General features: G+C 71.8%; 20 protein-coding genes. 6 read left to right on the forward strand and 14 right to left on the reverse strand.

Annotated elements, in window-relative coordinates; genetic code table 11:
• Window positions 1-140 precede the first annotated feature (140 nt).
• Complete coding sequence (locus ACZ7GX_RS38220) at window positions 141-1,910, reverse strand: sigma-70 family RNA polymerase sigma factor (protein WP_498784354.1); 1,770 nt, start codon at window positions 1,908-1,910, stop codon at window positions 141-143.
• A gap of 68 nt (window positions 1,911-1,978) precedes the next feature.
• A complete protein-coding gene (locus ACZ7GX_RS38225) occupies window positions 1,979-2,581 on the reverse strand; it encodes a LysE family translocator (RefSeq protein WP_498784356.1) in 603 nt (200 codons plus the stop codon).
• A gap of 59 nt (window positions 2,582-2,640) precedes the next feature.
• On the opposite strand from ACZ7GX_RS38225, the gene ACZ7GX_RS38230 reads away from it, so the two are divergent.
• Complete coding sequence (locus tag ACZ7GX_RS38230) at window positions 2,641-3,147, forward strand: Lrp/AsnC family transcriptional regulator (RefSeq protein ID WP_461122022.1); 507 nt, start codon at window positions 2,641-2,643, stop codon at window positions 3,145-3,147.
• Window positions 3,148-3,156: 9 nt separating this feature from the next.
• The gene (locus ACZ7GX_RS38235) at window positions 3,157-4,542 is read left to right on the forward strand and encodes a pyridoxal phosphate-dependent decarboxylase family protein (protein ID WP_498784358.1); all 1,386 of its coding nucleotides are present in this window, start codon (window positions 3,157-3,159) and stop codon (window positions 4,540-4,542) included.
• Here the strand turns inward: ACZ7GX_RS38235 and ACZ7GX_RS38240 are convergent.
• The 3 genes from ACZ7GX_RS38240 to pyk are packed head-to-tail and all read right to left on the reverse strand — an operon-like array spanning window position 4,532 to window position 7,496.
• Window positions 4,532-5,092, reverse strand: coding sequence for a Uma2 family endonuclease (locus ACZ7GX_RS38240; protein ID WP_498784415.1), 561 nt, complete (start codon window positions 5,090-5,092; stop codon window positions 4,532-4,534). The genes ACZ7GX_RS38235 and ACZ7GX_RS38240 overlap by 11 nt on opposite strands.
• 47 nt (window positions 5,093-5,139) lie before the next feature.
• Complete coding sequence (tesB, locus tag ACZ7GX_RS38245) at window positions 5,140-6,063, reverse strand: acyl-CoA thioesterase II (RefSeq protein WP_498784360.1); 924 nt, start codon at window positions 6,061-6,063, stop codon at window positions 5,140-5,142.
• Between the two features lie 8 nt (window positions 6,064-6,071).
• A complete protein-coding gene (pyk, locus tag ACZ7GX_RS38250) occupies window positions 6,072-7,496 on the reverse strand; it encodes a pyruvate kinase (RefSeq protein ID WP_230567130.1) in 1,425 nt (474 codons plus the stop codon).
• Between the two features lie 82 nt (window positions 7,497-7,578).
• Here pyk and ACZ7GX_RS38255 point away from each other — a divergent pair, with 82 nt between their 5' ends.
• The gene (locus ACZ7GX_RS38255; protein WP_498784362.1) at window positions 7,579-7,929 is read left to right on the forward strand and encodes a VanZ family protein; all 351 of its coding nucleotides are present in this window, start codon (window positions 7,579-7,581) and stop codon (window positions 7,927-7,929) included.
• A gap of 358 nt (window positions 7,930-8,287) precedes the next feature.
• On the opposite strand, the gene ACZ7GX_RS38260 is transcribed toward ACZ7GX_RS38255, so the two are convergent.
• Window positions 8,288-8,968, reverse strand: a complete 681-nt coding sequence (locus ACZ7GX_RS38260) for a DUF2461 domain-containing protein (protein WP_498784364.1) — start codon at window positions 8,966-8,968, stop codon at window positions 8,288-8,290.
• Between the two features lie 68 nt (window positions 8,969-9,036).
• Here ACZ7GX_RS38260 and ACZ7GX_RS38265 point away from each other — a divergent pair, with 68 nt between their 5' ends.
• Window positions 9,037-10,989 carry a helicase-associated domain-containing protein gene (locus ACZ7GX_RS38265; RefSeq protein WP_498784366.1) on the forward strand — a complete coding sequence of 651 codons (1,953 nt, stop codon included), beginning with the start codon at window positions 9,037-9,039 and terminating at the stop codon, window positions 10,987-10,989.
• 44 nt (window positions 10,990-11,033) lie between these two features.
• On the opposite strand, the gene ACZ7GX_RS38270 is transcribed toward ACZ7GX_RS38265, so the two are convergent.
• The 4 genes from ACZ7GX_RS38270 to dctA form a co-directional block, all read right to left on the reverse strand.
• Entirely contained in the window at window positions 11,034-11,540 is a 507-nt protein-coding gene (locus ACZ7GX_RS38270; protein WP_498784368.1) for a hypothetical protein, read from the reverse strand.
• Between the two features lie 87 nt (window positions 11,541-11,627).
• Window positions 11,628-13,133, reverse strand: coding sequence for a glutamate synthase subunit beta (locus ACZ7GX_RS38275; protein WP_498784370.1), 1,506 nt, complete (start codon window positions 13,131-13,133; stop codon window positions 11,628-11,630).
• Window positions 13,126-17,664: a glutamate synthase large subunit gene (gene gltB, locus ACZ7GX_RS38280; RefSeq protein ID WP_498784372.1), complete on the reverse strand. Its 4,539-nt coding sequence runs from the start codon at window positions 17,662-17,664 to the stop codon at window positions 13,126-13,128. The genes ACZ7GX_RS38275 and gltB overlap by 8 nt, the downstream gene beginning before the upstream one ends.
• Before the next feature lie 361 nt (window positions 17,665-18,025).
• Complete coding sequence (dctA, locus tag ACZ7GX_RS38285; protein WP_498784374.1) at window positions 18,026-19,396, reverse strand: C4-dicarboxylate transporter DctA; 1,371 nt, start codon at window positions 19,394-19,396, stop codon at window positions 18,026-18,028.
• Window positions 19,397-19,552: 156 nt separating this feature from the next.
• Here dctA and ACZ7GX_RS38290 point away from each other — a divergent pair, with 156 nt between their 5' ends.
• Window positions 19,553-20,497 carry a TAXI family TRAP transporter solute-binding subunit gene (locus tag ACZ7GX_RS38290; RefSeq protein WP_498784376.1) on the forward strand — a complete coding sequence of 315 codons (945 nt, stop codon included), beginning with the start codon at window positions 19,553-19,555 and terminating at the stop codon, window positions 20,495-20,497.
• 799 nt (window positions 20,498-21,296) lie between these two features.
• Here ACZ7GX_RS38290 and ACZ7GX_RS38295 read toward each other — a convergent pair.
• On the reverse strand, window positions 21,297-22,664 hold the full coding sequence (locus ACZ7GX_RS38295) for a sensor histidine kinase (protein ID WP_498784378.1): 1,368 nt from the start codon (window positions 22,662-22,664) through the stop codon (window positions 21,297-21,299).
• 76 nt (window positions 22,665-22,740) lie between these two features.
• On the opposite strand from ACZ7GX_RS38295, the gene ACZ7GX_RS38300 reads away from it, so the two are divergent.
• Window positions 22,741-23,274 carry an AMIN-like domain-containing (lipo)protein gene (locus tag ACZ7GX_RS38300; protein WP_498784380.1) on the forward strand — a complete coding sequence of 178 codons (534 nt, stop codon included), beginning with the start codon at window positions 22,741-22,743 and terminating at the stop codon, window positions 23,272-23,274.
• A gap of 7 nt (window positions 23,275-23,281) precedes the next feature.
• On the opposite strand, the gene ACZ7GX_RS38305 is transcribed toward ACZ7GX_RS38300, so the two are convergent.
• Genes ACZ7GX_RS38305 through ACZ7GX_RS38315 form a run of 3 tightly spaced genes read right to left on the reverse strand, consistent with a single transcriptional unit; the run spans window position 23,282 to window position 25,578 of the window.
• Entirely contained in the window at window positions 23,282-23,947 is a 666-nt protein-coding gene (locus ACZ7GX_RS38305) for a response regulator transcription factor (protein WP_498784382.1), read from the reverse strand.
• Window positions 23,948-23,953: 6 nt separating this feature from the next.
• Entirely contained in the window at window positions 23,954-24,988 is a 1,035-nt protein-coding gene (gene lgt / locus ACZ7GX_RS38310; protein ID WP_498784384.1) for a prolipoprotein diacylglyceryl transferase, read from the reverse strand.
• Between the two features lie 5 nt (window positions 24,989-24,993).
• Window positions 24,994-25,578, reverse strand: a complete 585-nt coding sequence (locus ACZ7GX_RS38315) for a Uma2 family endonuclease (RefSeq protein ID WP_498784386.1) — start codon at window positions 25,576-25,578, stop codon at window positions 24,994-24,996.
• Window positions 25,579-25,659: the final 81 nt, after the last annotated feature.

A 25,659-nucleotide genomic window follows, 5' to 3' on the forward strand; every position in this document is an offset into this window, starting at 1 on the left:
CCCCCCCCCCCCCCCCCCCCCCCCCCCCCCCCCCCCCCCCCCCCCCCCCCCCCCCCCCCCCCCCCCCCCCCCCCCCCCCCCCCCCCCCCCCCCGGTACCGCGGAGCGCCCGTCGCCGCACGACCGGCTCCGGGCGCTCGCCTAACCGGTGGCGCGGTAGGCCTCGCCGGCCCGGTTCGGCGTCCCTCCCGGCACGTACAGCCCCGTGCCCGGTTTGTCGGCGGGGAGCGCGAACCACGCGTAGCGCTCCAGGTAGGGCAGGTCTTCGAGCATCCGGGACGACGCGCCGGCGAAGTCGGCCAACTGCTGCGCGTCCGGGTAGCGCACGCCACCGCCGGCGAAGTCCATCAGCGAGTACTCGGTCAGCCAGATCGGCAGGCCGTAGCGCGCGTGCACGGCGTCCAGGTAGTTCTTCAGGTGGCCGACGGCGGCCGGGCCGAAGTCCGAGCCGTACCAGTGCAGGGTGATGAAGTCGACCCGCAGGCCGCGCTGCCGCGCCCCGGCCAGGAACCGGTCGAGCCAGCCGCCCGCCCGGTCGCCGCTGTGCGCGACGGCCGGGCTGCCCAGGCGCATCCCGGTCGCCTGGAGCTGCGGCCAGAGGTCCAACGCCTGCTCCACGGTCAGGTTCGACTGCTCGGCGAGGTCCGGCTCGTTGAAGCCGAGCAGGGTGGTGCCCTGGCCCCGGACCGCCTGGAGGTTCGCCGGGGTCACCGTCTTCGCGCCCCAGATCATGGGCACGTACTCGACGCCGGGCGGCGGCTGCACGTCCTCCCTGGTCGGGGCCCAGTTGTAGAACCAGCCCGCGCCCACGTCGGACAACGCCGCGGTCACGCCGTCGAAGTGCCAGGTGCCGACACCCTTCTTCACCGACCTGGCGACCTGCTGCACGACCGGCGCCGGTGCTGCCGTGGTCGTGCTGGTGGTGGTGGTCGTTGTTGTCGTCGTCGTAGTGGTCGTCGTGGACGGGATGGTCGAGGGCACCCGGCTGGTCGTCACGGCGACCGGGGCGGCCGCGGACGGTGGCGTCCGTTCCAGGGGCAGCAGCACGACCGCGCCCGCCACCGCCGCGACGGCCGCCGCCGCGATCAGCGGTTTGGTGGCCGCGTGCGCCCAGAAGCCCTTCTTTGCCACCGCGATCACGGGCTCGGCGGCGGCCAGGTCGAACCCGGCGGGCAGCGGCACGAGCGGGATCCTGGCCAGCAGGCCGTCCACCGCGGCCAGGTCGTCGAACCCGCGGGCGCAGCGGGCGCACTCCCGCGCGTGCCGCACGATCCGCTTGCGCCACAACGCGTTCGGCTGCCCGTCCCAGTCCGCGATCACCTCGGCCAGGTCCCCGCAGCGCGGCAGGGCGAGCACCCGGACGACCACCCGCGCCCCGTCGAGCTGAGCCTTCATCCGCTGCACCCGCACCGCCGCGTGCTGCGGCGTGAGGTCGAGCGCCTCGGCCAGCTCGGCGCGGGTGATCCGGCCGACCTGCTCCATCCACCACAGCGACAGCAGCTCGCGCTCGTCGTCGCCGATCCACCGGGTGGCCGCGACGACCTCGCGGCGTTGGCCGGTGAGCTGGAGCCGGGTGATGGCCAGGTCGGCGAAGTCCGCGCCGGGGTCGGCGAGGTCGGCCGGTTCGGCGTCGGCGAGCGGCGGCCGGGCCTTGTGGTGGTCACGGACCTGGTTCAGCGCGATGGCCAGCAGCCACGACCGGAACGCCTCGGGCTCGCGCAGCTTCGGCAGCCCGTTCAGCGCGCGGAGCATGGTCTCCTGCACCACGTCGTCGGTGTCCGGGTGGCCCGCCAGGGCGCGTCCCACCACGTTGTAGACCAGCGGCAGGTAGGCGGCCACCAGCGCGTCCAACGCGCCCGGCTCGCCCCGCTGCGCGGCCGTCACCGCCGCGGCGTCCTCTGGTGTGCGCATGCCGTTCCTCTCGGCCGAGTCGGTCTTACCTCACCGGAGACCCCTCGGCCGCGACACGATAACGACAATTACGCGGCGAGCACCGAAGCCGCCATGCCGATCAGCGCCGTGCCGCACAGCCGCTCGAACACCGGCCGCACCTTCGGCCGCGACAGCAGCGCCGCCAGCCGGCCCGCCAACGGCACCACCACGGCCCAGAAGCACGCGAACACGCCCACCGCGACCGCCGACAGCAGCGCGGCCTGCGGCAGCGGCGGCGACGCCGGGTCCATGGCCTGCGGCACGAGGCTGAGGAACGTCAGCATCACCTTCGGGTTGAGCAGGTCGCACAGCAGGCCGCGCAGGAACAGCGACCGGTCCGACCTCGGCGCCTGCCTGATCGGCCCGCCGCGCCGGGCCGCCAGCAGCGTGGCGATGCCCAGGTGCACCAGGTACAGCGCGCCCACCGCCTTGACCGCCAGCAATGCCGCCGGCGCCGCCGCGACCAGCGCGGACAGCCCCACCGTGGCCAGCAGGGCGTGCACGAGCAACCCGGTCACCACGCCCGCCGCCGTCAGCGCGCCGTACCGCACGCCGCGCACGGCGTTGCCGGTGACCAGCACGAAGTCCGGTCCGGGCACGACGGTGATGACGACCAGGGCGAGCAGGAACGAGGTCCAGGCGATGTGCACGGCCGCATCCTGGGCGATCCGTTCGGGTGTATTCCACCTGACGATTACAGTGTTCGGTTGTGAGCGAGACAGCCGAACTGGATTCGGTCGACTGGCTGATCCTGGAGGCGTTGCAGAACGACGCGACGCTGCCGAACCGGAGCCTGGCCGAGCTGGTCGGCATCGCGCCGTCGACCTGCCTGCAGCGGGTGCGCCGGCTGCGCGACCTCGGGGTGATCACCGGGTTCCACGCCGTGGTCGACCCGCGGACCACGGGCCTGCCGCTGGAGGCCGTCGTGTCGGTCAACGTGCGGCCGCACACCAGGCCGGTGGTGGCGGCGTTCCGGCGGTTCGTGATGGCGCAGCCCGAGACGCGGTCGTTGTTCCACGTCAGCGGCCAGGCGGACTTCCTGGTGCACATCGCGGTGGCCGACAGCACGCACCTGCAGGCGTTCCTGATGGACAAGATCGCCTCGCGGACGGAGGTGCGGAACCTGACCAGCTCGGTGGTGCTGGAACGGGTCGAGACCCGGGCCCTGACCCCGCCCGACGATCAACGGCCCACCCACCGCAGGCGACGCGTATAGATTTCGGGCATGGACCCTGACGAGTTCCGCCGGATCGGCCACGAGGTGATCGACTGGATCGCCGACTACCGCTCGCGCGTCGAGGACTTCCCGGTCTCCTCACCCGTCGAGCCAGGCTGGGTGCGGGGGCAGCTGGCCGGGCTGCCCGACCGCGGCGAGGGGTTCGACGGGCTGCTCGCGGACCTGGACCGGGTCGTGCTGCCGGGGACGACGCACTGGCAGCACCCCGAGTTCTTCGCCTACTTCCCGTCGAACGCCTCGCTGCCGTCGGTGCTCGGCGACCTGCTGTCGTCGGGGCTGGGCGTGCAGGGCATGTTGTGGTCCACCTCCCCCGCCGCGACCGAGGTCGAGCAGCACCTGATGGACGAGCTGGTCGGGGCGCTCGGCCTGCCGTCGTCGTTCGTCGGCGGTGGGGTCATCCAGGACACCGCGTCGTCCGCCGCGCTGGTCGCGGTCCTCGCCGCGCTGCACCGGTCGTCGGGTGGGAAGTGGCGGCAGTCCGGTGTGGACGGGTCCGAGACCGTGTACGTGTCGTCCCAGACGCACTCGTCGCTCGAACGGGCCGCGCGGATGGCCGGGCTCGGCGAGCAGGCCGTGCGATCGGTCCGGGTGGACTCGCGGCTGGCCATGCGGGTGGACGACCTGGCCGACCGGATCAGGTCCGACGTGGCGGCGGGCCGGCGGCCGGTGATGGTGTGCGCGACCGTCGGCACCACGGGCACCGGCGCGGTCGACCCGGTGCGCGAGATCGCCGCCGTGTGCGCCGAGCACGGGATCTGGCTGCACGTGGACGCGGCGTGGGCGGGCCCGGCGGCGCTGTGCCCGGAGTTCCGGCACCTGTTCGACGGCGTGGACCTGGCCGACTCGTTCACCGCGAACGCGCACAAGTGGATGCTGACCGCGTTCGACCTGTCCCTGTTCTGGACCGCCCACCCGGACGTGCTGGTCGACGCCCTCACGATCCTGCCGGAGTACCTGCGCAACACGGCCACCGAGTCGGGCGCGGTCGTGGACTACCGCGACTGGCAGATCCCCCTGGGCCGGCGGTTCCGGGCGCTGAAGCTGTGGTCGGTGCTGCGCTGGTACGGCCTGGAGGGCATCCGGGAGCACCTGCGCGGCCACGTGGAGCTGGCGGCCCTGCTCGAATCGTGGGTGGACGCGTCCGACGACTGGGACCTGGTCGTGCCGCGCTCCCTGTCCCTGGTCACCCTCGCCCACCGCTCCGGCGACGCGGCGACCCGTGCCGCGATGGACCGCGTCAACGCCAGCGGCGACGCCTTCATCACCCACACCGTCGTCGACGGCCGCTTCGCCATCCGCGTGGCGATCGGCGCGGAAGCGACCAAGGAGCACCACGTGCGGGCGCTCTGGGACGCCCTGCGGATCAGGGGTTGATCAGCGTGGTGAGGTCGATGGTCACCGGGAAGGGCTCGGGGACCTCGACCTCCCCGGTGCCTTGCGCGATCTGCTTGTACCTGCCGGCGACCAGGCTGAACGCGATGAGCGTGGCCGGCTCGTCCAGCTCCACCACCCAGTAGTGCGGGATTCCCACCTTGGCGTACTCGATCGGCTTGAACACGCGGTCTGTCCGACCCGTTCCCGGCGACACGATCTCCACTGCCAAGTGCAGGTCATCGGGGTTGAACCGGCTCGGGTGCTCCCAGTAGCGCTCGGCAGGCACCACTACGACGTCGGGTGCGCGCAATGAGAGCGGAGGCCCCGGGTCGATCACGACGTCGACGTCCTGGACCGCCACCACCCCGGCGGGCAGTTGCTCTTTGAGGCAGCTCCGGAGGTTCGCCATCGCCACTTGGTGCTTCGGTGCCGGCCTTGGCGCCACCAGCAAGACTCCTTCGACCAGCTCGAAGTGGCGCGACTTGTCCTCTGGAAGCGCGTCCCACTCCTCAAGCGTGAACAAGTGGTCAGGCCAGGGCAACGTGCTCATCGCGGCCACCTCTCTTGCTCCATTGATCGCGCAGCGTAGCCGATCGACTACAGGACCCGAAGCAGGCCCTCCTGGACCACGGTAGCCACCAGCTGGCCGTCGTGGCTGTAGAAGCGGCCCGTCGCGAGGCCCCGAGCGCCGGAAGCCGAAGGCGAGGCGCAGTCGTAGAGGAACCACTCGTCCGCCCGGAACCGGCGGTGGAACCACATGGCGTGGTCCAGGCTCGCGCCCAGCACCTTGTCGGTTCCCCAGTACACGCCGTGCCTGACGAGCACCGAGTCGAGCAACGTCATGTCCGACGCGTACGCCAGCACGCACACGTGCAGCAGGTCGTCGTCCGGCAGCTTGCCGTCGGCCCTCATCCACACCTGGCTGCGCGCCTCGCCCGGCCCGTCCTCCCGCGCCCGCCACGGCGGCTCGGTCACGTACCGGATGTCGATCGGCCTCGGCAGCCGCGCCATGCCGACCTTCTCCAGGTACCCGGCCGCCGACTCGGCGTAGGTGGGCAGCGAGGACGGCGGCGGCACGGCGGGCATCGGCTCCTGGTGGTCCAGGCCCGGCTCGTCCAGCTGGAACGACGCCGACAGGGCGAAGATCGCCTTGCCGTGCTGGACCGCGACCACGCGCCGGGTGGTGAACGAGCGCCCGTCGCGGATCCGGTCGACCTCGTACACGATCGGCACGGTCGGGTCGCCACCGCGGATGAAGTACGAGTGCAGCGAGTGCACCCGGCGCTCACGGGGCACGGTGCGGCCGGCGGCTACCAGGGCCTGACCGGCGACCTGCCCGCCGAACACCCGAACGGGCGACTCGGCGGGTGACACACCGCGGAAGATGTTCTCCTCGACGCGCTCCAGGTCGAGCAGCGCGACGAGTCGGTCGAGCACGGGCTGCCCGTGGGGCACGCCGTCGGCGTCCAGTGGAACGTCCGAGAACTCGGCGGTCGCCGCGGCACGGGCAGCCTCGGTCACGTCATCTCCTAAGCGTGGTCGTCCTCCCCCAGGCGGTGCACCCGGATGAGGTTCGTCGAGCCGATGGTGCCAGGCGGCGAGCCTGCCACGACCACGACGAGGTCGCCCGGCTGGTACCGGCCGATGTCGATCATCGACAGGTCCACCTGGCGGACCATCTCGTCCGTCGAGTCCACCTTAGGCACCAGGAACGTCTCGGTGCCCCAGGTGAGAGAAAGCTGACTGCGCACGCTGGGCTCCGGCGTGAACGCCAGCAGCGGCAGCGGGGTGTGCAGGCGGGCGAGCCGCCGCACGGTGTCGCCGGACTGGGTGAACGCGACCAGCGCCTTCGCGTTCAGCCGCTCGCCGATGTCGCGCGCCGCGTACGAGATCACGCCGCGCTTGGTGCGCGGGACGTGCGTCAGCGGCGGGACCACGGTGGACTCGGTCTCGACGGCCACGATGATGCGGCTCATGGTCTTGACCGACTCGATGGCGTAGCGGCCGACCGACGTCTCGCCGGACAGCATCAGCGCGTCGGCGCCGTCGAGCACGGCGTTCGCGACGTCCGAGGTCTCGGCGCGGGTCGGCCGGGAGTTCGTGATCATGGAGTCGAGCATCTGGGTGGCCACGATCACCGGCTTGGCGTTCTCGCGGGCGATCTGGATGGCCCGCTTCTGCACCAGCGGCACGTGCTCCAGCGGCAGCTCCACGCCCAGGTCGCCGCGGGCGACCATGACGCCGTCGAAGGCGAGCACGATCGCTTCGAGGTTGTCGACCGCCTCGGGCTTCTCGATCTTGGCGATGACCGGCTTGCGGCCGTGGCCCACGCGGTCCATCACCTGGTGGACCAGGTCGATGTCCGCCGGCGAGCGCACGAACGACAGGGCGATGAAGTCCACGCCCAGGTTGAGGGCGAACTCCAGGTCCTCGATGTCCTTCTCGGACAGCGCGGGCACGGACACGTCCATGCCGGGCAGCGAGAGGCCCTTGTTGTTGCTGACGGGGCCGCCCTCGGTGACCTCGCAGACCACGTCCGGCCCGTCGACCTCGGTGACGGTCAGGCCCACCTTGCCGTCGTCCACCAGCAGCCGGTCGCCCGCCTTGGCGTCCTGCGCCAGCTGCTTGTAGGTGGTGGAGACGCGGTCGTGGGTGCCCTCGACGTCCTCGACGGTCACCCGGACGATGTCACCGGTGCGCCACTCGACGGGGCCGTGGGCGAACCGCCCGAGGCGGATCTTCGGACCCTGGAGGTCGGCCAGGATGCCGACCGCGCGGCCCGACGCTTCGGCCGCGTTGCGGACGAGGTCGTAGACCTGCTTGTGGTCGGCATGGCTGCCGTGGCTGAAGTTCATCCGGGCAACGTCCATACCGGCCGCCACCAGCTCGTTGACCTTGTCCTCGGTCGCGGTGGCAGGACCCATCGTACAGACGATCTTCGCGCGTCGACTCACGTCTAGTCAGAGTAGTCCCTGTCACTGGACCGATCAGGATGTACCGGGAAGTAATCTCCGCGAAACAGGCAGAATCTGCACCGTGGGCCCCAGAATCCTTCCGTTCGTGGTCGCGGCGTTGCTCAGCGTCATCGTGCTGTTCACCCCGGCGTCAGGTGTGCCCACCGCGCCCCCGGGCACCGACAAGGTGGTGCACTTCGTGCTGTTCGCCCTGCTCATGGGCGCTGGGAGGTACGCGCGACTGCCGTCCGGACCACTGGTCATCGGCCTCTTGGGTTACGCCGCGGTCTCGGAAGTGTTGCAGTGGCTCATCACCGCGCTGAACCGCGGCGGGGACGTCCTGGACGCCCTTGTGGACGTCGCCGGCGTGGGCTTCGGCGCCCTGCTCGCACGATCGACCGCCCGAAAACGTCGTACCCCTCTGGGAGAATAAGAACAGGGGTCCCCTGGCGGGCGACGCCTGCGCAGCCACAGCCGCGGGTGCCAGCGTCGGCGGTGCAAGGCGAGGCAACCGTCGGCGGCGCAGGGCGGGGCAACCCTTCGGCGGAGGAAGCCGGTCCAGCCGTCAGCGGCGAAAGCCGACCAAGTCCGCCGGCGCCCGTGAGCGGCGGAAGCCGGTGCGGCCCCGTCAGGGTCGGTGAGCGGCGCGAACCAGCCCAGCCCGTGACCGCCGGTGAGTGGCACAAGCCGACCCCGGGGCCGTCGGCGGCGCAAGCAGGCCCGGCCAGCGGCGGCGGCGGCGGTGGTGGCGGAAGCAGCCCGGCCGTCAGCGGCGCAGGCCGGAGCGGCCGTCAGCGGCGGAAGCCGATTTCGGTCAGGCCGATGTGGTCGGCGCACCAGTCGACGAGCGGTGTGACCTGGTGCCAGGCTTCGCGGACCCGGTCCAGGCAGCCGGGCTCGTGCAGCACGTCGTCGGGCGGCCACACCTTGGCCACGTAGAGGCGCTTGTGCTTGAGCAGCTCGATCCGGGGGTGTTCCGGGTCCAGGCCGCGCGGCGCCCGCTTGAGCTTGTCCCCGCGCAGCTCCCAGCCGGACTTGGCGAGCTTCGCGAGCAGCTTCTCCAGCGCACGCCCCCGCACGTCGTCAGCCACCGACTCGCGGTAGCGCGCGAGCTGGTCGGACGCCATCGCGAACGACCCACCGGCCACGAACAGCCCTTCGGTCCCGATCTGCACGTAGTGCGCGCCGCCGCCGCGGCCGAGTTCGACCACTCCGCCGCAGTGGTCTTTGTACGGCGTCTTGTCCTTGCTGAACCGCACGTCCCGATAGGGCCGAAAGACCTTTCCCTTGCCGAACTCGGGCTCGAGCACGGCGAGCAACGTCTCCATGGGCGTGCGCACATCGCGCTGGTAGACGTGCTTGTGGTCGTCCCAGTAGGCCTTGGAGTTGTCGGCGACGAGTCCGTCGTAGAAGTCGATGGCGTGTTCGCCGAACCCGGTGAATTCCACGGCGCCCAGCTTACGTTCGTCCATTCGTGGCTCATTCGAACGCTCTATCGCAACGCATCACCGAGCCGTCACGTTCTGTGCATAATCGCCGGGTGGGTAGGAAAACGGCGCTGGCCGGATGGCTGCGCGAGCTCGACGCGGTGGAGATCCGGGACATCTTGGCGCTGCGCAAGGACGCCGCCGATCGCAGGCCCCACTCGCTGCGGGCGCTGGCGGACGAGCTGACCTCGACGGCGTCGCTGCGCGCGGCGGTCGACGGGCTCGACCAGGCGTGCCGGGACGTGCTGGACACCGTGCTGCGGCTGGGTGACGAGGCGGGCGTGGAGGTGCTGGCGGAACGGTTGCGCTGCAACGGGAAGGCGTCGCGGGCGGAGCTGAAGCGGGCGTTGGGCCAGTTGCGCGCGAGGGCGTTGGTGTGGCCGGCGGCCGGGCGGTTGGCGAGCTCGCCGGGGTTGCGGCTGCTGGAGGAAGAACCCGCGCGCCGCATCACGCCCGCGCCGCGCACGCCCCGCCGCGCGCCGCAGAACCGGGGATTCGCGGACCGGGCCGCGATCACGCCCGCGACGTCCACTGTGGACGGGGTGACGCGGCTGGTCGACCTGTGCGACGTCGAGCAGGTGGCGTGCCGCGCGGTGATGGGGTTGCGGGAGCTGAGGCGGCTCGCGGGCGTGCTGCGGTCCGACGAGGGCCGGACCCGGTTGTGGGTGGGGTTGGCCGTCGAGGCGCGGTTGCTCGCGGTGGACGACGGCAGGCTGGTGCCGACGGTCGGCGCGGACGCGTGGCGGGCCGCGTCGCCCGCGGAGCGGTTGACCGCGTTGGCGCGCGCCTGGCCGCGGCTGACGTGGACGCCGGGCAAGCAGCGGCCCGCGTCGGCGGAACCGTCCTCGACGGACTCGGGCGACCGGACCAGGCGCGGCCTGCTGGAGCGGTACGCGCGGTTGGACGAGGACGAGGCGTTCGAGCACCGGCACGAGGTGGTGGCCGAGCTGGTGTGGACGCGGCCCGCCGTGCACGGGCGCGCGGCGACCGAGGCGGCGTTGGTGGAGGCCGAGTCGGTGGGGTTGGTGGCGCTGGGCGCGGCGACCGCGCTGGGCCGGGCGGTGCTGGCGGGCGGGGTGGACGAGGTGGCGGGTCGGTTCGTGCCGCCGGAGGCGGTCACCGCGCACCTGCGGCCGGACCTGAGCGCCGTGGTGGCCGGGCTGCCGTCGCGCGAGCTGAGCGCGGTGCTGGAGCTGGCGGCGGACGGCGCGGCGGGCGGGTGGCGGTTCAGCGGCGCGAGCGTGCGGCGGGCGTTGGACGCGGGGCACGAGCCGGACGCGTTGCTGGCCCGGTTGGCGTCGGTGGCCGAGCACGGCGTGCCGCCGACGTTGGCGCACCTGGTGCGCGAGGTGGCGCGGCAGCACGGGCGGATCACGGTGACGCCGGTGGCGTGCTGCGTGCGCACCGAGGACCCGGTGCTGTTGAGCGAGATCGCCGCGCACCCGTCGTTGGCGCCGCTGTCGTTGCAGCCGTTGGGGCCGACGGTGCTGGCGTCGGCGAAGCCCGCGGCGGAGACGTTGGCGTTGCTGCGGGCGGCCGGTTACGCGCCGACGACGGCCACGGTGGACGGCATGGCGGTGGTGGAGCGGGTGCCGCGACGGCGCGTCGAGCCACCGCCGGTGCGCGCGGCGACGGGCGGGTGGCGCACGCCGTTGACCGGGCACGAGGTGGGAAAGCTGGCGGCGGCGCTGGTGGAGCGGGAGCGGCCGAGGCCGCAGTTCGTGCTGCCGCCGGTGGAGTCGCAGCGGATCGGCACGGTGCGGCTGCTGCGCGACCAGTCGCTGGTGCTGCGCGATTCGGAGGTCGTGCTGCTGGCGGACGCGCTGGTCAGCCGCACGTCCGTGGAGATCGCGGTGGCGAACGGCCCGCGGAGCACGGTGAAGCACGTGATCACCCCCGTCGACCACGCGGCGGGCAACCTCAAGGCCAACTGCGCCCCGCGCGGCGAGCACCGCGAGTTCCTGGTCAGCCGCATCCGCTCGGTGCGCGCGGTGACCGGCGTCTGACCGGCGGGCCCGACCCGGCCCTCTTCGGGTCGGGGCAGCGTGCGTCAGGGCAACCGTCCCTGGACCGCCGGCCACTCCCGCACCTCGTGCCGGAGGTGATCGTCGCGGATGCGGTCGACCAGGTTGCCGAGCCGGCGGACGAGGGTCCGCACCTCGCGCAGCTCCCGGATCTCCTCGATCGGGCGGTCGGTCCGGTTCTCCGCCATCCGGAGGGCCTCCTCGCGGGACAGCCGGATGTTGCCCAGGTTGCGCCTCGCCGCACCGTCGGGGGTCAGCTCGGGCGGCACGTCGGCGAGTTCCGGGTACTCACTGACGACGGAGGCGAGCATGGCCAGGCGGTTGGCGACCTCCTGCCCGCTCACGTCCCCGAAACGGGTCGTCAGGCCGTTCAACGGCTGGATAATCGACAGCCACCAGTTCGTCCGGTGCTCGCCGTCGGGCTGCGACTCCACCAGCCAACGCCGCCGTTCCTCGTCGTCCCACGCCAGGAGCTGCCCGAACGTGATCCCGAATGACCGTAACGTGTCGTTGTCCGGAATCCCGCTGCCCATTCGCATCCTCCTCCGAAGAAAGCAAAAGGCCGCCCCGACGTCATTGTCGGGGCGGCCGGGTACCCAGCGAACGGCGGGTCTAAGGGGTCACACCACGGCCAGCGGCAGCATGTTGGGGATCACCGGTGACGGCAGGTCGGACGAGCCGGTCAGGTAGCGGTCCACCGCGTTGGCCACCGAGCGGCCCTCGGCGATCGCCCACACGACCAGCGAAGCGCCCCGGTGCGCGTCACCGCAGACGAACACGCCGGGCGACTGGGTCTGCCAGTCCGAGCCGCACGAGATCGTGCCGCGCGAGGTGAGCTGGATGCCCAGCCCGTCCAGCAGCGGCATGTGCTCGACGCCCTCGAAGCCGATCGCCAGCAGCACCAGGTCCGCCGGCAGCAGCTCGACCTCCTCGGACGTCGGCACGACCTGGCGGCGGCCGGAGGCGTCCTTCTCCACCCGCACCTTGCGCAGCTGGATCTGGCGCACGTGCCCGTCCTCGTCGCCGACGAACTTCTCCACCGCGACCGCGAACTTCCGCTCGCCCGCCTCCTCGTGCGCGGGGTAGGTGCGCAGGATCCACGGCCACACCGGCCACGGCGAGCGGGCGTCGTCCCGAGTGGACGGTGGCATCGGGTACTGGTCCAGCTGCAGCACGGAAGCCGCGCCCTGCCGGGACGCCGTGCCGTAGCAGTCGGCGCCGGTGTCGCCGCCGCCGATGATCACGACGTGCTTGCCGGCCGCGTCGATCGCCGGCGGGCCGTCGCCCTCGCACGCGCGGTTGGCGGGCACCAGGTGCTCCATCGCCAAGTGGATGCCCCGCAACGAACGGCCGGGCGTCGTCGTGTCGTCACGACCGCGCAGCGCGCCCACGGCGAGCACCACCGCGTCGAACTTCGACCGCAGCTCCTCGACGGTCAGGTCGACGCCGACCTCGCAGCCGGTGACGAACTTCGTGCCCTCCTTGCGCAGCTGCGCGAGCCGCCGGTCGAGGACCTTCTTCTCCATCTTGAACTCGGGGATGCCGTAGCGGAGCAGCCCGCCGAGCCGGTCGTCCCGCTCGAACACGGTGACCTCGTGGCCCGCCCGCGTGAGCTGCTGCGCCGCCGCCAACCCGGCCGGGCCGGACCCGACCACCGCGACCGCCTTGCCCGACGACACCTGTGCCTGCGTGGGCCCCACGAGCCCCTGGTCCCAGGACACGTCGGCGATCGCCTGCTCGACCCGCTTGATCGCGACCGCGCCGCCCGCGTCGTGGCTGATCGACAGCACGCACGCCGCCTCGCACGGCGCGGGGCACAACCGGCCGGTGAACTCCGGGAAGTTGTTCGTCGCGTGCAGCCGGTCCGACGCCGACTCCCAGTCGCCCCGGCGCACCAGGTCGTTCCACTCGGGGATCAGGTTGCCCAGCGGGCACCCGGCCGACCCGGAGTGGCAGAACGGGATGCCGCAGTCCATGCACCGCGTCGCCTGCGTGCGCACCTCCGCGTCGCGCTGCTCGGCGGGGACGTCGAGGTACACCTCGTCCCAGTCGCTCAGCCGCTCGGCGGCGGGCCGCTTCTTCGGCTCGGAGCGGGAGTGCTTGAGGAAACCGTACGGGTCAGCCACGGGAGGCCTCCATGATCGCCTGGTCGACGTCCCTGCCTTCCGCGCGGGCGAGCCTCATCGCTTCGAGCACGCGCTGGTAGTCACCGGGCATGACCTTGGTGAACGACGCGGAACGCCGGGGCCAGTCGCCGAGCAGCGACGCGGCCACCGCCGAACCGGTGAGCTGGTGGTGGCGTTCCACCACTTCGCGCAGCCAGCGCAGGTCTTCCGCACCGGGCCGCTGCAACTCGACCATGGCGGTGTTGACCGCCGCCGGGTCGAGCTCCAGCACGTACGCGATGCCGCCGGACATGCCCGCGGCGAGGTTGCGGCCGGTCGGCCCGAGCACCACGGCCCGGCCGCCGGTCATGTACTCGAACGCGTGGTCGCCCACGCCCTCGGCCACGGCCAGCGCGCCCGAGTTGCGCACGCAGAACCGCTCGCCGACCCGTCCGCGCAGGAAGATCTCGCCGGACGTGGCGCCGTAGCCGATCACGTTGCCCGCGATGACCTGCTGCTCGGCCGCGAACGGCGCGTCCGGGTGCGGCCGCACGACGATCCGGCCGCCGGACAGGCCCTTGCCGACGTAGTCGTTGGCGTCGCCGATCATCTCCAGCGTGACGCCGCGCGGGATGAACGCGCCCAGCGACTGGCCGGCCGAGCCGGTGAACGTCACGTGGATCGTGTCGTCGGGCAGGCCGTCGCCGCCGAACCGGCGCGTGACCTCCGCGCCGAGCAGCGTGCCGACGGTCCGGTTGACGTTGCGCAGCGGCAGTTCCAGCCGCACCGGGCGGGCGTCGTTGAGCGCCGCGTCGGCGAGCTGGAGCAGCGTGCGGTCCAATGCCTGCGCCAGGCCGTGGTCCTGCTCGCGGACCTTGCGCTTGGCCGTGCGGTAGGGCGTCTCGGGCACCTCGAACACCGGCGTCAGGTCCAGCCCGGCCGCCTTCCAGTGCTCGACGGCCTCGTCGGTCTTGAGCAGCTCGGCGTGGCCGACGGCCTCGTCGATCGTGCGGAAACCGAGCGACGCCAGCAGTTCCCGGACTTCCTGGGCGATGAAGTGGAAGAAGTTCACCACGTGGTCGGCCTGGCCCGTGAAGCGCTTGCGCAGCTCCGGGTTCTGCGTGGCGATGCCGACCGGGCAGGTGTCGAGGTGGCAGACGCGCATCATCACGCAGCCCTCGACGATGAGCGGCGCGGTCGCGAAGCCGAACTCCTCCGCGCCGAGCAGCGCAGCCACCACCACGTCGCGGCCGGTGCGCATCGCGCCGTCGACCTGCACGGTGATCCGGTCCCGCAAACCGTTGAGCAGCAACGTCTGCTGGGTCTCGGCGAGCCCGATCTCCCACGGCGTGCCGGCGTGCTTGAGCGAGTTCAGCGGCGACGCGCCGGTGCCGCCGTCGTGGCCGGAGATCAGCACCACGTCCGCGTGCGCCTTCGCCACGCCCGCCGCGACCGTGCCGACGCCGACCTCGCTGACCAGCTTCACGTGCACGCGGGCCTGCTCGTTGGCGTTCTTCAGGTCGTGGATCAGCTGCGCCAGGTCCTCGATCGAGTAGATGTCGTGGTGCGGCGGCGGGGAGATCAGGCCAACGCCCGGCGTGGAGTGCCGGGTCCGCGCGATCCACGGGTACACCTTGTAACCGGGCAGCTGGCCGCCCTCGCCCGGCTTCGCGCCCTGCGCCATCTTGATCTGGATGTCGCTGGCGTTGACCAGGTACTCGGAGGTGACGCCGAACCGGCCGGACGCGACCTGCTTGACCGCGCTGCGCCGCTCCGGGTCGTACAGGCGCTCGGGGTCCTCGCCGCCCTCGCCGCTGTTGGACCGGCCGCCGAGCCGGTTCATCGCGATGGCCAGCGTCTCGTGCGCCTCGGCCGAGATCGACCCGTAGGACATGGCGCCGGTGTTGAACCGCTTGACGATCGAGGAGACCGGCTCGACCTCGTCGATCGGGACCGGCGTGCGGCCGGCGGCGTCGAACGAGAACAGGCCGCGCAGCGTGCCGCCCTGCCGGGACAGCCGCTCCACCTCGTCGGTGTAGCGCTTGTACACGTCCTGCTTGCCGGTCTTGGTGGCGTGCTGGAGCAGGAAGACCGTCTCGGGCGTGAACAGGTGCAGCTCGCCCTCGCGGCGGTAGGCGTACTCGCCGCCGACCTCGAGCCTGCGGTGCACGCGGTCGGTCGGGTTGTCCGGGTGCGCGCGGCGGTGGCGCAGCGCCACCTCCTCCGCCAGCACGTCCAGGCCCGCGCCGCCGAGCTTCGACACCGTGCCGGTGAAGTACTCGCCCAGCAGTTCCTCGGACAGGCCGACGGCCTCGAACACCTGCGCCGCCGTGTACGCGCCTACGGTCGAGATGCCCATCTTCGACATGATCTTCAACGTGCCCTTGACCAGCGCGGTCACGTAGTTCCGCACGGCCTTGCGCGGCTCGATGCCGGTCACCGCGCCGGTGCTGATCATGTCTTCGATCGTCTCGAACGCCAGGTACGGGTTCACCGCGGCGGCGCCGTAGCTCAGCAGCGCGGCGATGTGGTGCACCTCGCGGGCGTCACCGGTCTCCACGACCAGCGCCACGCGCAGCCGCTCCTTGGTGCGCACCAGGTGGTGGTGCACCGCGGAGACCAGCAGCAGCGACGGGATCGGCGCCATCCGGTGGTCGGAGTCGCGGTCGGACAGCACGAGCGTGCGGGCGCCGTTCGCGATCGCCTCGGACGCCTCGCGGCGCACCCGCTCGATCGCCGCCGCCAGCGCCGCGCCACCACCGTCCACTTCGTACAGTCCGGACAGGACGGTGCACGCGAAGCCCGGCAGGTCGCCGTCGTCGTTGATGTGGATGAGCTTGGCCAGCTCGTCGTTGTCGATCACCGGGTAGGTCAGCTTGATGTGCCGGCAGCTGACCGGGCCGGGCTCCAGCAGGTTCTGCTCCGGGCCCATCACCCGCGACACGCTGGTGACGATCTCCTCGCGGATCGCGTCCAGCGGCGGGTTCGTGACCTGGGCGAAGTTCTGCACGAAGTAGTCGTAGAGCAGCCGGGAGCGCTGCGACAGCGCCGCGACCGGCGTGTCGGTGCCCATCGAGCCGAGCGGCTCCGCGCCGTTGGTGGACATCGGGGCGAGCAGGATCCGCAGCTCTTCCTCGGTGTAGCCGAACGTCAGCTGCCGCCGCACCACGGACTCGTGGCTCTGCACCACGTGCTCGCGGTCGGCCAGGTCGGCCAGCTCCAGCACGCCCGCGTGCAGCCACTCGTCGTAGGGCAGCTCGTCGGCCAGCTTCGACTTGACCTCGTCGTCCTCGACCAGGCGACCCTCGACCGTGTCGACCAGGAACATCTTCCCGGGCTGCAACCGGCCCTTGGCCACGACCTGGTCCGCGGGCACGTCCAGCACACCGGTCTCCGAGGCCAGCACCACGCGGCCGTCGGCGGTCTGCCACCAGCGGGCCGGGCGCAGGCCGTTGCGGTCGAGCACCGCGCCGACCAGCGAGCCGTCGGTGAACGTCACGCACGCCGGGCCGTCCCACGGCTCCATCAGGCTCGCGTGGAACTCGTAGAACGCGCGGCGCTTGGGGTCCATCGAGGTGTGGTTCTCCCACGCCTCCGGGATCATCATCAGCACCGCGTGCGGCAGGCTCCGGCCGCCCAGGTGCAGCAGCTCCAGCACCTCGTCGAAGCTCGCCGAGTCCGAGCCCTCCGGGTGGCAGATCGGGAACAGCCTGGTCAGGTCGCCCGGGATCAGGTCGGAGGCCAGCAGCGCCTCGCGGGCCCGCATCCGGTTGCGGTTGCCGCGGACCGTGTTGATCTCACCGTTGTGGGCGACGTACCGGAACGGGTGCGCCAGCGGCCACGACGGGAACGTGTTGGTGGAGAAGCGGGAGTGGACCAGGGCGATCGCGCTGGCCAGCCGCTCGTCGCGCAGGTCGGGGAAGAACGCGGGCAGCTGGCCCGTGGTCAGCATGCCCTTGTAGACGATCGTCCGGGACGACAGCGACGGGAAGTACGTGCCGACGTCCGCCGCCGCGCTCTCGTGCTCCACCCGCTTGCGCAGGGCGAATGTGAGGCGGTCCAGGGCGACGTCGCGCCGGTCGGTCTCGCCCTTGACGAGCAGCATCGCGAAGTGCGGCATCACCGACCGGGCGGTCGGGCCAACGCCGGCGTGCTCGGGCGCGGTCGGCACGTCGCGCCAGCCCAGGACCACCAGGCCCTCTTCGGCGGCGATGCGCTCGGTCAGCTCGACGGCCTTGGCGCGCGGCTCCTCGTCGGCGGGCAGGAACGCGATGCCCGCCGCGTACGCGCCCGGCTCCGGCAGCTCGAAGTCCAGCACCTGCCGCAGGAAGGCGTCCGGCAGTTGCAGGAGGATCCCGGCGCCGTCGCCGCTGGTCGGCTCGGCGCCCGCGGCGCCGCGGTGCTCCAGGTTGGCCAGCGCGGTGAGCGCGTCGACGACGATGTCGTGCGAGCGCCGGCCCTTGATGTCGGCGACCATCGCCACACCGCAAGCGTCACGTTCCGCGGCGGGGTCGTAGAGCCCCTGCGGGGACGGGATGGCGGAGAAGATCACTGCGCAGACCTCCTTCGTCGTCCTTGGTGAAAGAACGAGTCCTCGTGTCCAGGTCCTGGAATCCGGGTGCTGGGCACGGGACGACGATGGCCCGCGTGTTGACGAGACTTTAACAGTCGCGAAACGGATCCACACCATCCTTCGGGTGATCTTCGTCGGCGACTGGTAACGATTCGGCCGGTCCGAGCGATACCTCGGCCAGCCTTGTTACGCGTTGTTAAGCATAACGGAGCGACCGCCCTCGCGCGCGCTGGTGAGAGCCGGCCGACACTTCCCCCGCCGCCGCGATCCCGGATGAACTCGCAGGTGAGCCCCCGTGCCGCCGCCTCGGGGGCGACGACCGGGGGCTCACCCGCGCGTCTCAGCGGGTGCCGGCGCCCACCGATTCACGCTCCGTGACGTCGTCGTCACCGTGCTGCTGTTCCATCAGGGCGTCCACGTCCACCTGCCCGGGGTTGTCCATCACCTCGCGCAACCGGTCGCGGTCCAACTGGCCCTGCCACCGCGCCACCACGAGGGTGCCGACGCCGTTGCCGATGACGTTCGTGATCGCCCGCGCCTCGGACATGAACCGGTCGATGCCCACGATCAGCGCGATGCCGACCGCCGGGATCGCGCTGTTGCCCTCGAACGCGCTCAGCGACGCCGCCAGCGTGACCAGGCCGGCGCCCGTGACGCCCGCCGCACCCTTGCTGGCCAGCAGCATGAACAGCAGCAGCCCGACCTGCGTGCCCAGGCCCACGTCCGTGCCCGTCGCCTGGGCGATGAAGATCGCGCCCATGGTCAGGTAGATGCACGTGCCGTCCAGGTTGAACGAGTAGCCGGTCGGGATCGTGAGGCCCACCACCGACTTGTCCGCGCCCGCCGCCTCCAGCTTCACCAGCATGCGCGGCAGCACCGTCTCCGACGAGGACGTGCCGAGCACGATCAGCAGCTCGTCCTTGATGTACCGGAGGAACTTGAAGATCGAGAACCCGGCGTACAGCGCCACGCCGCCCAGCACCACCAGGATGAACAGCAGGCACGTCGCGTAGAACGAGCCCATCAGCCACGCCAGCTTGCCCAGGATCGAGCCGCCGAACTTGCCGATCGTGTAGGCGATGCCGCCGAACGCGCCGATCGGCGCCGCGTACATGACGATCTTGATGACGCCGAACATCACCTTGGCCGTGGTGTCCAACGCGGACACGACCTTCTCGCCGCGCTTGCCCATGCCCGCCACGGCCACCGCGACCAGGATCGCGACCACCAGCACCTGGATCAGCTGGCCGTCGGTGAACGCGCCGAGGAACGACTTCGGCACCAGGCCCAGGATGAAGCCCGTCACACCGGTCTCGGCGGTCTTGGCGTCGGCGAGCGTCTTCTCCGCCGCGCCGTCGTTGATCGGGATGGACGCGCCGTGGTGGCCCGGCTGCACCAGGTTGACCACGATCAGGCCGATCGCCAGCGCCACCGTCGTCATCGCGGTGAAGTACAGGATGGTCCGCAGCGCCAGGCCGCCCGCCTTGGCGAGGTTGCCGAGGCCCGCGATGCCGACGACGACCGTGCAGAAGATCGTCGGCGCGATGACCACCTTGACCAGCGCGATGAAGAAGTCGGCCATCCACTTCATGCCCGACGCCTGCGCCGGGAAGGCGTACCCGACGATCACGCCGAGCACGATCGACACCAGCACCCAGAAGTAGAGGTGCTTGTAGATCGGTTTGCGCTCACGTGCCTGCGCGCTGACCACGTCTCCTCCAAGGGGACCATCGCCTGCCGGCGGGAAGGGGGTTGGTTGGTGATCCTGAGCACAGGGCGCGACCACGACAAGGAGCCCGCCGGAAACTTCAGATCCCTCTGACGTAACACTCCGTTCACCCGGTCGTGCGGGGTTACGCTGCTGGTCGTGCGGGTGTCCCGGCGTTCGGTGCTGCGAGCCGCCCTGGTGGCGGGCGTGCCGGCGTGGCTGTCGGCGTGCACGTCGAGCAGCCCTCCCGCCCTCGACGAGCTGGTGCTCGCGACCGGGCCGGACGGCGCGGTGTTCCGCGAGATCGGCGGCGCGCTGGCGGCGGCGCTGGCCGACGAGCTGCCCGCGACCCGGGTGGTGGAGCGCCACACCGGTGCGTCGGTGGAGAACGTCCGCCTGCTCCGCGAGGGCGAGGTCCACCTTGGACTGTCCTCTTTGGATCCGCTGGTGGCGGGTGCGTTGCTCAGCGCCGAGGACCCGGGCGGGATCAGCGCGGTGGGACGGCTCTACGACAGCTTCATGCAGATCGCCGTGCCCGCCGACTCGCCGCTGCGGACGTTGTCGGACCTGGCCGGGCGGACGGTGTCGTTCGGGCCCTCGGAGTCGGGGACGGAGTTCACCGCGACCCGGCTGCTGTCGTTGCTGGGGATCGAGGTGGACGCGCGCCGGATGGCGCACGCCGACGCGGCCGAGGAGCTGACGAAGGGCTCATTGGACGCGTTCCTCGCGCTGACCGGCATCCCGACCCCGGCGATCGCCGACACGCTCGACGCGTTCCCGCTGCGCCTGCTCGACCTGCCCGCCGAGGCGGAGCGCCTGGCCGAGGCCTACCCGGGCCCGTACGTGCCGGCCACCATCCCGGCCACGACCTACGGCAACCTCGGGCCGTGCCGCACGTTCGCCGTGCCGAACCTGCTGCTGGCGCGGACGTCGTTGGACGAGGACGTGGTCGAGGTCGTGACGCGGACCGTGTTCACGCAATCGGCCCGGATCGCCGCCGGCCACCCGGAAGCCAGCCGGATCAACGTGAGAACAGGAATCTCCACTGGTCAGGTCCCACTGCACAAGGGCGCCGAACGCTGGTTCCGAGCGACGAAGCGCTGACCAGCCCATACTGCATGCTGTTGCCGATGGCCGAGGATGCCCCCAGCTCCCTCTGATCACCCAATGGAGCGAACCGGGCGTCAATGGAGAAACTTTCGGCACACCATTGACGTTGCCGGGATAGAAGGAGGCGGCACCCACGGCGAGCGTCAGCGGACCAGGCCGACGGTGAGGCGAACGCCAGGGAGACGGTCGGGCAGCAGGCAGGCCACCACCTGCGCACAGGGGCGCGCTGAGGGGCACACGCGGCGGACAGGTCACGCACCCGCCACCGCGCGGGCGAACAGGCACCGGGCGGGCGCGCCAGGCGGGCGGGCGGCGCACGGGCACGGGCACGGGCACGGGCACGGGCAGACGCTGTCACGCACCGAGCAGGCACCGGGCAGTGGCGAATAAGCACCACGCGGCCGGGCAGGTACGCGGGCGGGCAGGCGGTCCGGCGGCAACAGGCAGCACCAGGCGACGGGCTCGGCCCGCCAGGCGGCTGGAGGCGGCTGGCGGGTTCGCGCCAGGCACCCGACGCCGCGGGCAGCAACCGGCGCGGACGGAGTTCGCATCAGGGGCCGGCTCGTGCCAGGCGGGATTTGGGGCAGGGATTTGGGGCAGGCGGGGTTGCAGCAGGTGGAGTCTGCGGCAGGCGCGATTTGCGGCAAGCGGGACTTGTGGCAGCAGGCGGTCGCGGCAGCCGGCGGGGCGGGTCAGCCGGCGGGGCGGGTCAGCCGGCGGGGCGGGTCAGCCGGCGGGGCGGGTCAGCCGGCGGGGCGGGTCAGCCGGCGGGGCGGGTCAGGTGGTGGGTGGGTCAGGTGGCGGCGCGGGCGCGGAGGCGGATCAGGGCATCCAGGCCGTGTGGTTCGACGGGGTGGAGGGTTAGTTCGCCGCCGGCCGATTCGATCAGCTCGGCGCAGATGGCGAGTCCCAGGCCGGTGCCCGCGATGTTCTGGTGGCGTGGCGCGCGCCAGAACCGGCTCAGTGCGTCGGCTCGCTCGTCGTCCGTCAGGCCCGTGCCGTCGTCGGTCACGTGCAGTTCCACGCCGCCGTCCGCGGTCCGGCCCCAGACCTTCACGCGGGTGCCGCCGGAGAGGCGGATCGCGTTGCCGACGAGTTCGTCCAGCACGCTGCCGAGGCCACCGGGCGGTTCCAGGGCACGCAGGCCCGGTGGTACTGCCACCTCCAGGCGCATGTCGCCCGCCAGCGCGCGCCAGCCGGGGACGTGCGTGGCCAGCAGGGTGTCCACGTCGACCGGTTCGGCGGCGGAGGTGCTGTCGAGACGCGTGGCGGCCAGCAGGGTGTCCAGGACGCGGCCCATCTCCTCGGCCTCGTCCACGGCGATGCGTTGCGCCTCACGGCCCGCGGCGTCGGTGACGTGGGGTTCCAGGTTGTCCACGGCCAGTCGGAGGCTGGCCAGCGGGTTGCGGAGTTGGTGGGAGGCGTCCGCCACGAACGCCCGCTGCCGGCGCAGGGCGCGGCCGACCACGTCGACCATCGCGTTGAAGCTCGCGGCGAGTCTGCGCAGCTCAGGGGGCCCGCCGAGGTCGTCCGCACGGGCATCCAGCCGGCCGCCCGCGACGGCGGCGGTCGCCTCGTCCAGGGTGCGGACCGGGCGCAGGACCCAGCGCGACATCGGCCACGCGACCGCCACCACGCCCAGCATCGGCACCAGACCGAGCAGCGCCAGCACGCCCCACTGGCGGAGGATCGCCGACCTGAGGCCGTCGGTCGGGGAGATCGTCACCACGGCGGCCACCACCTCGCTGTCCCGCCCGACCGGCTCGACCACGACGAGGTTCACGCGTTCCCACGGCCACACCGACTGGTCGGTCTCGCCGCGGTACCCGCCGAAGGCCGCGTTCAGGCCCACCTCGACGTGCGGGTCGTCCAGGGCGAACGGGCGGCGTGACGATTCCAGCACCGTGCCGTCGGTGCCGACGAGGGCGGCCGAGATGCCGTAGAGCTGGTCGTACCGGACCAGTTCCTCCCGCAGCGCGGTCAGGCGGTCCGACGCTAGGGCGCTCTCGGCCAGCGACGCGAACCGGCTCGCGTCACCCAGCCGGTCGAGGTAGGTCTCCTGGCTCTCGCGCTGCACGACGGCGAACGCGAGCGGCACGCCGAGGGCCGCGACCAGGGCGACCAGCAGCGGCACGATGAGGACCAGCAGTCGGCGCAGCACGCGGAGGCAACCTCCCGTGGGTGACGTGCGTCATGTTGGCTGCGGGCTGTTCCGGCCCGACGAAGGGGGAATCAGCATGCTACGCAAGGTTGCGTTGTTAATCGCGGCGATGACGGCGCTCGCGGTGGTCGCGCCGGTGACCGCGTCCGCGGCGCCCACGGCCTGCACGCCCGTCGACTGGGGTTCGGGGCCGAAGGTCGCGTCCCAGACCACGACCGGGCTGCTGGCGAACATCCGGGCCGGTCAGCAGGAGTGCTACGACCGGCTGGTGTTCGACTTCACCGGCGGCGAGAACGACGGCTACACCGTGCAGTACGTGCCCGAGGTGACCCACGAGGGGTCGGGCAAGCCGGTGCCGTTGCGCGGCGCGGGCAAGCTGCAGATCACGGTGAACTCGCCGTCCTACGACCAGGACGGCAACCCGACCTACACCTACCCGAACGGGTCCGAGCTGGTGGACGTCACGGGCTACCAGACGTTCCGCCAGGTCGCGTGGGCCGGGTCGTTCGAGGGGCAGACGACGGTCGGTCTGGGGGTGCGCGCCCTGCTGCCGTTCCGGGTGTTCACGCTCCCCGGCCGGGTCGTGGTGGACGTCGCCCACGTGTGGTGACCACCGGTCAGGTGTGGGCTGCCACCCGGTAGCCCACACCGCGGATCGTCTCGATGCGCAACGCGTCGCCGAGCTTGCCGCGCAGGGCGGCGATGTGGGTGTCCAGGGTGCGTGACGGTGCCTCCCAGTGCGCCTGCCACACCTGGTCCACGATCAGGTCGCGGCTGACGACGGTGCCCGCGCGGCCGACGAGCAGGGCGAGCAGGTCGAACTCCTTGCGGGTCAGCGGCACCGGTTCGCCGTTGATCCTGGCCTCGCGGCCGGCCGGGTCCAGGGTGAGCGGGCCCAGCGTGATCTCGTGCTCGCGGGCGGCGGCACGGGCCGCGCGGGTGCGGCGGAGGACGGCTTCGATGCGGGCCAGCAGCTCGGCGGTGCCGAACGGCTTCACCACGTAGTCGTCCGCGCCCAGCCGCAGGCCGAGCACCCGTTCCCGCTCCTCGCCGCGCGCGGTGACGGTGATGATCGCGGTGCCGGTGCGGTGGCGGAGTTCGCGCAGCACGTCGAGGCCGTCGCCGTCGGGCAGGCCGAGGTCGAGCAGCACGACGTCCGCCGGTGGCGCGGTGAGCGCCGCGGCGGCCGTGCCCACCCGGTGCACCTCGTAGCCCGCGTGCCGCAGCGCCGTGAGCAGTCCTCGCGCCACCCGGTCGTCATCTTCGACGACGAGGATGCGCACGGCGGCCTACTGCTCCGGCTTGTCGCCGGTGTCCGCGGGCTTGTCGGACGCGGCCTTCGTGTCGGGGACCGTCGTCTCCTCGGCGTCCGCCGCCGGCTTGTCCTCGTCCGTGCTCGCGTAGCCGGACTCGGGCGGTTCGGCGGCGGCGGGCTCCTCGCGCACGATGACCTCGCGGTCGCCCTTCTTCCCGGCGAGCACGAAGTAGACGACCGCGCCGAGGAACACCACGACCGACGTGATGACGTTGATCCGCAGCCCGAACACCTGGGTGGCGGGGTCGGTACGCATCTGCTCGATCCAGAACCGGCCGGCCGTGTAGCCCGCGACGTACAGCGCGAACACCCGGCCGTGGCCGAGCCGGAACTTCCGGTCCGCCCACACGATGATCAGCACGACGCCGAGGCTCCACAGCATCTCGTAGAGGAACGTCGGGTGCACGATCTCGATCGGCGTGTTGTCCACCGCCACGCCGCCGAGGTCGTCCTCGAAGCCGGTCGCCGGGTCTTCCCGCCGGTAGATCTCCAGACCCCACGGCAGCGTGGTGGGACCGCCGTAGAGCTCCTGGTTGAAGTAGTTGCCGAGGCGGCCGACGGCCTGCGCGGCGAGGATGCCGGGCGCGAGCGCGTCCGCCATCGCGGGCAGCGGGATGCCCTTGCGGCGGCACGCGATCCACGCGCCGACGCCGCCGAGCGCGATGGCGCCCCAGATGCCGAGGCCGCCGTTCCAGATGGCCAGGGCTTCGAGCGGGTTGCGGCCCTCCCCGAAGTACTTGTCGTTGTCCGTCGCCACGTGGTAGAGCCGACCGCCGATCAGGCCGAACGGCACCGCGAAGACCGCGATGTCGGTGACCTCGCCCTTCAGGCCGCCGCGTGCCACCCAGCGGCGCTCACCCCACCAGATGGCCAGGATGATGCCGAGGATGATGCACAGCGCGTAGGCGCGGATCGGGATCGGTCCCAGTTGCCACACGCCCTGGTCGGGGCTGGGGATCGTCGCGAGGTAAGTCGTCACCACGGCCACCACCGTAGTGGGTGCGGCCATCCGTCCTACGGCGACAGCTCGATTGTTACCGGGAAGGGTCGTTCGAGCTTCAGCACGCCGCCCTCGCTGCGCGCCGCCTCCACGTACTCCCCTGCCCGCAACTCGAACATCGTCGCGGTGACGTCGCCGCCTTCCGGATCCACGACCAGGTAGAACGGAATACCGGCATCGGCGTAGAGCTTCCGCTTCAGCACCAGGTCGTTGACCCGGTTACTGGGTGACAGCACCTCCCCTGCCACTACCAGGTGCGCCGCCGGGAGAAGCAAGCCCTCTTCACCTGCCACGTTGACGGTGAAGTCCGGAATGAGCATCCGAGTGCCGGAAATCTCGAGGTTGAGTCCTGGGAGTGCCTCCAAGCCCGGCGGGCAGGCAGCGTCGAAAGCCGTGGCGATGCGGAAGAGCAAGCGCTGGTGGCGGAGGTTGCCGATCGGGCTCATGATCAGCGACCCGTCGACGAGTTCGACCCGCTGCGACGAGTCCTCCGGGAGCGCCATGACTTCGTCCAGCGTCCAGGGTCCGTCGTGTGCCAGCAGTGGGTGGGAGTACTCGTAGTCGGCGAGTGTCGATCCGTGGTCCGCCGGCAGAGCCATGCGACATCACCTCCGGTGGCAGCCCGACGCACGCCAGTGTCGCACGTCGGGTTGTGGATGAGCTTGATCACGAGCCCAGGA

It is taken from the genome of Actinosynnema sp. NPDC037264, assembly GCF_055603705.1.

Excerpts from the sequence above, each read along its gene's own strand:
- ACZ7GX_RS38220 (WP_498784354.1), bottom strand. The coding sequence starts at position 1,910 with ATGCGCACACCAGAGGACGCCGCGGCGGTGACGGCCGCGCAGCGGGGC.
- ACZ7GX_RS38235 (WP_498784358.1), top strand. The coding sequence starts at position 3,157 with ATGGACCCTGACGAGTTCCGCCGGATCGGCCACGAGGTGATCGACTGG.
- ACZ7GX_RS38240 (WP_498784415.1), bottom strand. The coding sequence starts at position 5,092 with ATGAGCACGTTGCCCTGGCCTGACCACTTGTTCACGCTTGAGGAGTGG.
- ACZ7GX_RS38260 (WP_498784364.1), bottom strand. The coding sequence starts at position 8,968 with ATGGACGAACGTAAGCTGGGCGCCGTGGAATTCACCGGGTTCGGCGAA.
- ACZ7GX_RS38270 (WP_498784368.1), bottom strand. The coding sequence starts at position 11,540 with ATGGGCAGCGGGATTCCGGACAACGACACGTTACGGTCATTCGGGATC.
- ACZ7GX_RS38300 (WP_498784380.1), top strand. The coding sequence starts at position 22,741 with ATGCTACGCAAGGTTGCGTTGTTAATCGCGGCGATGACGGCGCTCGCG.
- lgt (WP_498784384.1), bottom strand. The coding sequence starts at position 24,988 with ATGGCCGCACCCACTACGGTGGTGGCCGTGGTGACGACTTACCTCGCG.
- ACZ7GX_RS38315 (WP_498784386.1), bottom strand. The coding sequence starts at position 25,578 with ATGGCTCTGCCGGCGGACCACGGATCGACACTCGCCGACTACGAGTAC.